1 protein-coding gene and 1 pseudogene are annotated in these 730 nt (G+C 66.3%); both read right to left on the bottom strand.

Translation table 11 applies throughout. From position 1 onward, the window contains the following. A pseudogene (locus DBR23_RS30870) lies at positions 1 to 333 on the bottom strand (sulfurtransferase); the annotation flags it as partial. A gap of 87 nt (positions 334 to 420) precedes the next feature. Beyond that, on the bottom strand, positions 421 to 730 hold a 310-nt coding region (locus tag DBR23_RS16750), incomplete at its 5' end, for a MinD/ParA family protein (protein ID WP_146191353.1).

Raw genomic sequence — 730 nt, 5'->3', positions numbered from 1 at the left:
GCCTGCGGCGGGGCGGATGGTGGGGTGGTCCATGCGGATGATCTCGCGCTTGACCTTGACCAGCATCTTGCGAAACGGCACCGTGGCCGACCAGCTTTCCTTGGGCTCCAGGTCGGCAAAGCGTTCGTCGGTACGCAGCTGAGCCACAAAACCACGCACAGCTTCGGCCGGGCCCGCCAGAAAGAAGTTGATGCCCTCTTCGGCCAGCAGGATGGTGCCCTTGAGCTGGGCGGCCACTGCCCGCTCATGCAGCACATCGCGCAGCGCGGCGGCATCGGGCAGCGGCACGAACTTGTAGCAGGAGATGTTGAGGACGGTGTCGGTAGTGTTCACGGCAGTAAAAATGCACAAAGGCCCGCTGGCGGGCCTGTGGGTCACAGTGGCCGGGCTGCGCCTCATGCGCCGCTCGGCGTATCCGGGTCAGGCTGCAGGCGATAGCAGCGTGGACTCGATCTTGTTGGCCAGCTGGGCAATGGCCAGTGCCGCCGGGCAGCCGGGGGTCTGCAACAGCAGCAGCTGGCGGCGCATCACGGCGTCGCGCACCGATGGGTCGGCCGGGATGTCGCCCATGTGGATCAGCCGCATGGGGCGACCGGATTCGGTGCTCACAAAGCGGTCGAGCACCTGCTGCAGCTGGCTGGTGATGGCGCGGCCGTCGCCCGGACGCGCCGCCTGGTTGATGACCATGCGCACATGCTGGCGTTTTTGCTGCATGGCCAGCACCTTGATG

It is taken from the genome of Acidovorax sp. HMWF018, from assembly GCF_003061035.1.
GTDB classification, from domain to species: Bacteria; Pseudomonadota; Gammaproteobacteria; order Burkholderiales; family Burkholderiaceae_C; genus Acidovorax; species Acidovorax delafieldii.
This window is presented reverse-complemented; position numbering and strand designations above follow the sequence as displayed.